Genomic DNA, 6835 nt, shown 5'->3' on the forward strand with positions numbered 1-6835 from the left:
CACGAGCAAACCGAAACCAACGACATCCAATCATACATAAACTCCCTGGCCGGTTAACAAGGGCCATAACGCCGCTTAGAATGCCGGCACCGGCAAATCCCAAGCAATTAAACCAGGGTTGAAACTGAAGTTGGCGTTTAGATCGTCTTCTTTCAGCCGAACAATAAAAGCCCGTTGCACTTCACCACGAATGGCTGTGCAAGGATCGGCGCGTCCGGTCCAAAACCGGTGCGATCAGTCGGCCTAGCCGCCGGTCCGGAACACCAGCGTCCGATTGTTGGCCGGCATTCCACATCGTCTATCGCGGTCAAGCCGGCCGCCGCCGCCAAATCAGCGATCCATTCGTAATCCTTGATGCCGCTGCGCGGATCGCGCTGCTTTAGCCAGTCGTCAAAGCGGGCATTACTGTCGCTGGTATAGCGGCCTTGGTAATTGAACGGTCAGTAAAAGCATACGGTCGCAACCGGATTTAGATAAGTCCGCAATCTTTCGAACAACACTTCGACCTCGGCATGCCCCATGATGTGCAAGGTGTTGGCGGAAAATAACGCGCTGATGCCGCTGCACGGCCAGATCGCGTCGGTCACATCCAAGGCCAGCGCCGGACGCAGATTGTCGAGTCCGGCTTCGTCGCGCCACAGCGCGATACCGGGCAAATGCTCGGCGCGATCGGTCGGCTGCCATTCCAGGTGCGGCAAATGCCTGGCAAAATGGCAAGCATGCTGGCCGGTGCCGCTACCGATTTCCCAAACCGTCGCCGGCTCGGTAAACGCGGTCCTTAGCACTTGCAGTATCGGGTCTTTGTTGTTTTCGCAGGCTTGCGAGAAAGGCTTATCGGGCATCGGCGGTTCCGTTCGGGAGTACGAGACCGGCTATTATGCTATTGATCAGGTCTATCGGTCGTGAAAGGATTTTAGCCCCGGAGAATGAAAAAGAGGGAGTAGGAGCGACATTAGCCGCGATCAAGGATCTTCCGATACCGGTAGTCCGTAGTTTGCCCAACGGCTTAAATAGAAACCGATCAGTGAAATCCGTTTACACAAAAATTCTTACACCCTCGCGAAATTGCTTTGAATAGCCCCGATGCTCAAACGAGTTGGGACAACACTCCTTACACTCCCGCCTGCAACCGCCTTTTCTCACTCTCCGCTATCATCGCCGATAAATCCTCGGCCGGGCGGATTTCCTAGGGGCCCATTTTGATGCCGGGATGGTTGGAGATCAGTCGGATGGCGTGGTTCATGTCCGTCGCTTCCAATATCAGCACGCCGCCGAGCAGTTCCTTGGTTTCGGTGTAAGGCCCGTCGGTGCACTGCACCGAACCGTTACGATGGCGTAGCGTGACGGCACTGCTGGGGCCTTGCAAGCCTTCGCCGCCAATCCAGTTGCCGTTTTGCTTCAGGACGGCATCGTAGGCAAAGCAGGCGTCGATCATGGCCTGTTGTTCGGTTTCGGTTTTGTTCGCCCAGTTCTCCAGGTCCAAATAGCCGAAGCAGAGGTATTTCATGGTGTTCTCCTTTAAACGCAGTTGAAACTATGGTGTTTGCCGAACCTTGTCGTTTGGGAAATGGCGGAATCGACATCCGCCAGAAACAATTTTCCGCTGCGGCAGGCAGACCGTCCCGTCCGCTGGTTTCCGCGTGGTGCCGAACCGCGCCATAATGAAAGCCATGACCATAGCACCCGCGCGCCCTACCCGCCTCGGCATCATCTCGGACACCCACGGCCTGCTGCGCCCGGAAGCCCTGGCGGCGCTTCGCGGTTGCGAGCGGATTTTGCACGCCGGCGACGTCGGCAAGCCGGAGGTATTGCAAGCACTGAACCCGTTAGCGCCGGTGACGGCGGTGCGCGGCAATAACGATAAAGGCGGCTGGGCCGAAAAATTGCCGGCCTACGCCCGTTTGACGGTGGCGCAAATCGGCATTTACCTGATCCACGATCTGGCCGATCTGGACTTCGATCCGGCGGCAACGGGGATTCGCATCGTGATTTCCGGCCATTCCCACCGGCCGTCGATTGTGGATCGCAACGGCGTGCTGTATTTGAACCCCGGCAGCGCCGGTCCGCGCCGCTTCAAGTTGCCGGTGACCGTCGCCGAACTGGTCATATCCGACCAGGTGCAGGCCAGAATCATCCCGCTACAGGTTTGATGCGCGTTGTTTTAAAAATTGGCGTGTAAAATCGCGGCCACCGCTGCTAAGGCTTGCGGCAACACGTAATCGCCAACTGCGCCTACATAACCCGATTCACCGCACCAAAACCAACGACCATGAGTTTCGACTTCAACGCTTACCTAGACCGCATCGGCATTGCCCGCCCCGAACCCACCCTGGCCGGCCTGAGCGCTTTGCAACAGGCGCAACTCGGCGCGATTCCGTTCGAGAACATCAATCCGCTGTTGGGTTTACTACCCGATTTGGAGCCGGCGGCGTTGATGGCCAAGATCGTCGCCAGCCGGCGCGGCGGTTATTGCTTCGAGCTGAACGGCTTATTCGAGCACGCGCTAAACGAACTGGGATTTACCTACCGGCCGATCATGGCGCGGGTGCGGATGGGACGCAGCGAGGGCGGGCCGCGGCTGCATTTGGCCTTTATCGTCGAGGCGGACGGCGAATCCTGGCTGGTCGATGTCGGTTTCGGCGGCCCCAGCCACTACCGGCCGTTGCGGCTGGGCACCGAGCAGGAACAAGCGCTGGACCAAAACCGCTTCCGCTTGCGCCGGGAAGCGGAGTCAGGGGAAACCGTGCTGGAGCGGCAGCAAGACGACGGCTGGTTTGCGCTTTACAGTTTCGACCGCTCCAGAGTGCAGCGCTGCGACCTGGAGGCGGCCAATCTGGTTTGCACGACCTGGGAGCAATCATTGCTGTCGCAAAATCTGTTGATTTGCCGCAACACCGCCTCGGGCTGGGTGCAATTGTTCAATACCAATTTTTCGAAATACATCGGCGGCGAGCAAATCAGTACGCCGGTGGCCAACGCCGAACAGTTGCGGGCGTTACTGGACGAGCAGTTTGGTATCGAGATAGACGATGGCCAGTTGAGCGGTCTGGCAGACCGCTTGGCGCTGCCGGGACGCTAAACGTTCGCTGACTTTGCGCGCCCACCAAACGGTGCGACCTTATTCAAGCCGCCCAACACAAAAAAGCCTCGTCGAGTTTTCTCGACGAGGCCCCGGCCGAGTCCGACCGCTTATTGTATGACCGGCACGCTGGTCGTGGTGGCGCGGTAGTTGGCGACCTGCGGCGCGGTGTAATTCGTCGTTCTGACTTGGTCGGACGAATTCGCATCGCCTTCCGCGAAACCGCAAGCGCTACCGGCGCATTGCGTGGTCAAGTTTGGCGTCGAGAACAACATCACCGACGGGCCGTAATAGCTCATCACGGTTCCGAACTTGCCACTGACGCCCCAAGCATAGGAATACGAGAATTTACCTTGGAAACTGCTGTAGGCGCGGTCGTGAACGTTGCCGAGGCTATGGCCGATTTCATGGGTGAAAGTACTGACCCCGCAATAATAATTGGTCTTCGAGTCTTTTGAATAGCCGTCGCCGATGGTTCCGAACCCAAATTTGGCATTGGCCGCTCCACCATTGGCAAAACCGACATAGGTGGTACCGCAACTGCCGGCGGTTTCCGCGTAAAGCGGTCGGAACAACATCACCAAATCGGCACCGTATTGGTTGCGTAGCGCGGCGGTGCCGGCAAACGCGCCTCGGTCGTAAGCCAAATCGGATAACGCTTGCGAGTTGGAATTGCTCTCGGTGTACGTGGTCGGTTTGGCATGCACCAATCTCAAGCTCATGTTTATGCCTGAGTCTTTGTAAGACTGGTTGGATACATCCACCAAATAGGCAATCCGTTGTTTCGCGTAGGCGGCGGTTTGGTTGACCGTCGTGTACAGCACCATCAAATCGACAACCGCATTGCCCGAACTGCTCGCTGCGTTGGCCGTGGTTTGCACGCCGGCCGCCGCATAGGTGGCTTCAGCGGCTTTCGCCTTGGTTTCCGCCGCGACCGCGAGCGCATATTTTTTGTCGTAAGACGACTTCAATTGCGTCGCGCTGGTTTGGGCGGATTTATAAGCCGAATTGGCTTGGCGCAGTTGAGCGCTCAAGTTGTTGACATTGGCTTGCGCCGAACTGGCCGCCGCTTTCAAAGCGGAATTTTTCTTGGCTTTGTTCGACGCGGTTTTCGCGTTGACCAAAGCGGTTTTGGCGGCGTTCAATGCATTGCTTAACGACGCCACGGTTTGCGATCCGGCGTCGACTTTGGCTTTGGCGGTGAGATATTGTTGATACAAGGCGTTAGCTTCGGCGGTCAAGGCATTCGCCGCCGTCCTGGCGGTTTCAGCCGCTGTTCGCAACGCATCCAAATTGCCGGCGTCGCCCAACGCGTCGTTCATCGTGACCGACGCGTCGGCCACAGCCTCCTCTTGATCGCCTTCGAAGCCGGCGGTTTGCAATCCGGATTTATCCAAATCAACCACGACGGTTTTGCCGTCAACGGTTTCGATGTTGTAGGCGCCATCCGGCGTAAAAACATTGCCGATCACGCCGGCATCGCCTTGGGACAGATAAACGCGATAGCCTTTACCTTCGTCGTCCAAATAACCGATCCAGGTGGCACTACCATCCGCGTGTTCAACCGCATTGTCGTGAACCACATTGTATTGGCCTATCGGTAAATCCAACGTAAAGGTTTTTCCAATCGGAACCTCCGCCAATTGATCCATCGGTAACTTGACGTTCATTACCGAACCCGGCTTAAAGTCTTTATAACGTTCCGGAAGGTTATTGGCATAATCCGGAGCGACTACAATCATTTCGGCATCCGTCGGGTTATTTGCGGAAGTATTTAAACCACTGCCGTTACGACCGGTAATAACCACGGTTTTAATGATGCCACTTTCGGCGATTATGCTGTGATTATATCCGACCAATAATTGATGCAAACCCATAGTCCAATCGTCGCCGATAATTTTATGCGTAATGGCGTCGTTTTCGAGGTCGGCATTGATTTTAAAGGTAATACCGGTACGGTTGGCCAATTGATCGGCCGCGTTCAGCAAGGTTTTGTTTTTGATGACGTGATAAACGTTGTGGGGCAATTCTTTAATTAACGGCGCTTGGCTGGCCATCGCATTGGCGGACACCACGGCCAAAATCGCGGTCGCAAGTGTTCTTATCTTTTTATATTCCGTCGCTTTCATTTCGGTCACCTTTTTAAATTGTCATCAGCAGGCACACCAACCGAGCCAACTCTGCTGAATCCGAGAGATTTCCGCTATATACGGAAACCTCTCAACCAATAAGCATCATCTTTTAAGATTGACACTTCCTTTATTTGAAACACGAAGTTATTGTAGGAATTCACCGAACCGGATTTGTGAAACCGGTCCGGTTTAACGGGATGCGCGGATTAATCGACCGATTAATCGGTGAGTCTTAGAGACGGCTCACAATTGGCGGATTGCCATTGCTCGCGATAGGCGTCGTAATCATACTGTTGGCACATTTGCAGGCTGCCGGCCGACAACGAGTAGACATCCGGCAGGTTATAGCCGTTGAACCGATTGGCCTTGATCAGACTGTAGGCGCCTAATTCGGCAAACACCAATTTGTCGCCGACATCGGGCACGCGTTTGAACCGATATTCGCCGAACAAATCGCCGGCCAAACAGGTGGATCCTGCCACGATCGCGGTACGCAAGCCGAACTCCTCGCCATTGAGCAAGCGAGGCTGGCGCTGGTATTCGAAGACTTCCGGGTGATGGTTGATCGAGGTATCCACGATCAGCACGGTTTTGCCGTCGCTGTCGAAGCGGTCCAGCACCGTGGTGACCAAATAACCGGCATCGCCGACCAAGGCCTTGCCCGGCTCCAAAAACACCGACAATCCAAAGCTTTCGCGCAAGCGTCGCAAGACCTGAACCAACTGGCCGGGCGCGTCGCGGTAACGATAGCCGCCGCCCAGATTCAGCCAATGCAAGGTTGGCGCCTTCATCAGCAACGGCTGGATCACGGCCAGGGTTTTCATCAGCGGGGTGAAATCCGGGCTATCGAAGACATTATGCACATGCAAACCCTTGACGCCCGGCGGCAAGCCGCCGCTCAACTCGGCGACGTCCACGCCCAGCTTGGAATGCGGCCGACACGGGTCGAAGCGCGGGTCGTCAATAAACGACAGTTTCGGGTTGATCCGCAATCCCTTGGATGCATACAAGGAGTTATCGGCCAAGCGCTGATACTGGCTCAAGGAGTTGAAGCTGATATGGGTGCAAATCTTGCGTAGTTCGGCGATTTCGGCCGGACGCAGACCCGGCGAGGTCAAATGCACGGTGCCGGAGCCGCCCAGAATTTCGTGGGCCCAGCGGGCCTCGAACAAGGAACTGACCGAGAAGCCGTCGACCCGCCCGCGCAACGATTCCATTAAAAAGCCCAACGGCAAGGCCTTGATCGAATACAGCACGTGACAGCCGGCCAGGTCCCGCAAGGCCAACAACGGTCGCAAATTGTCGGCGACTCTGTCCATATCCAACACAAAGGCCGGCGTCGTCTCAACGCTCTCTAAACAGGTACTAAGCATGGTCCCCCAGTTCTCCCTCGGCCGCGATAGGTCGCGGCTTCGGTAATCACATAATCCATAAAAATGTCGTGCGGCTCGGTCACGACAGCCGACATCATTTGAGATTCGTAGCAAATGCCGACCAACAGACAATCGGCCCGCACCCGGCTTAACAAGCGATCGTAGTAACCGGCGCCGTTACCCAAACGCCCGCCGTTTCGGTCGAAGGCCACGCCTGGCACCACGATCAAGTCCAGGTCGGCGATCGCCGC

General features: G+C 56.2%; 6 protein-coding genes and 1 pseudogene. 2 read left to right on the forward strand and 5 right to left on the reverse strand.

All coding sequences use genetic code 11. The features are described from left to right. Nucleotides 1-152 precede the first annotated feature (152 nt). Together AC3B8H_RS16555 and AC3B8H_RS16560 are read right to left on the reverse strand one after the other, a co-directional pair. Nucleotides 153-842 (reverse strand): annotated as a pseudogene (locus AC3B8H_RS16555) (DUF938 domain-containing protein). Between the two features lie 344 nt (nt 843-1186). Continuing rightward, nucleotides 1187-1507 (reverse strand): YciI family protein, encoded by a 321-nt coding sequence (locus AC3B8H_RS16560; RefSeq protein ID WP_488442653.1) that lies wholly within the window; start codon nt 1505-1507, stop codon nt 1187-1189. A 163-nt stretch (nt 1508-1670) separates the two neighbouring features. On the opposite strand from AC3B8H_RS16560, the gene AC3B8H_RS16565 reads away from it, so the two are divergent. Together AC3B8H_RS16565 and AC3B8H_RS16570 are read left to right on the forward strand one after the other, a co-directional pair. After that, nucleotides 1671-2150, forward strand: coding sequence for a metallophosphoesterase family protein (locus tag AC3B8H_RS16565; RefSeq protein WP_488442654.1), 480 nt, complete (start codon nt 1671-1673; stop codon nt 2148-2150). 119 nt (nt 2151-2269) lie between these two features. After that, complete coding sequence (locus AC3B8H_RS16570; protein WP_488442655.1) at nt 2270-3079, forward strand: arylamine N-acetyltransferase family protein; 810 nt, start codon at nt 2270-2272, stop codon at nt 3077-3079. A gap of 110 nt (nt 3080-3189) precedes the next feature. Here AC3B8H_RS16570 and AC3B8H_RS16575 read toward each other — a convergent pair whose 3' ends face one another. From AC3B8H_RS16575 to AC3B8H_RS16585, 3 genes are all read right to left on the reverse strand, one after another. Beyond that, on the reverse strand, nt 3190-5208 hold the full coding sequence (locus tag AC3B8H_RS16575; RefSeq protein ID WP_488442656.1) for a reprolysin-like metallopeptidase: 2019 nt from the start codon (nt 5206-5208) through the stop codon (nt 3190-3192). A gap of 221 nt (nt 5209-5429) precedes the next feature. After that, a complete protein-coding gene (locus AC3B8H_RS16580) occupies nt 5430-6584 on the reverse strand; it encodes a type III PLP-dependent enzyme domain-containing protein (protein WP_488442657.1) in 1155 nt (384 codons plus the stop codon). After that, on the reverse strand, nt 6566-6835 hold a 270-nt coding region (locus AC3B8H_RS16585; protein WP_488442658.1), incomplete at its 5' end, for a 5-formyltetrahydrofolate cyclo-ligase. The genes AC3B8H_RS16580 and AC3B8H_RS16585, both read right to left, overlap by 19 nt.

The sequence above is a fragment of the Methylomonas sp. BG-2 genome (genome assembly GCF_057766305.1).

What these genes read in the sequence shown, in the direction of transcription:
- AC3B8H_RS16560 (WP_488442653.1), bottom strand. Translation starts at nt 1,507, where the DNA reads ATGAAATACCTCTGCTTCGGCTATTTGGACCTGGAGAACTGGGCGAAC.
- AC3B8H_RS16565 (WP_488442654.1), top strand. Translation starts at nt 1,671, where the DNA reads ATGACCATAGCACCCGCGCGCCCTACCCGCCTCGGCATCATCTCGGAC.
- AC3B8H_RS16570 (WP_488442655.1), top strand. Translation starts at nt 2,270, where the DNA reads ATGAGTTTCGACTTCAACGCTTACCTAGACCGCATCGGCATTGCCCGC.
- AC3B8H_RS16575 (WP_488442656.1), bottom strand. Translation starts at nt 5,208, where the DNA reads ATGAAAGCGACGGAATATAAAAAGATAAGAACACTTGCGACCGCGATT.
- AC3B8H_RS16580 (WP_488442657.1), bottom strand. Translation starts at nt 6,584, where the DNA reads ATGCTTAGTACCTGTTTAGAGAGCGTTGAGACGACGCCGGCCTTTGTG.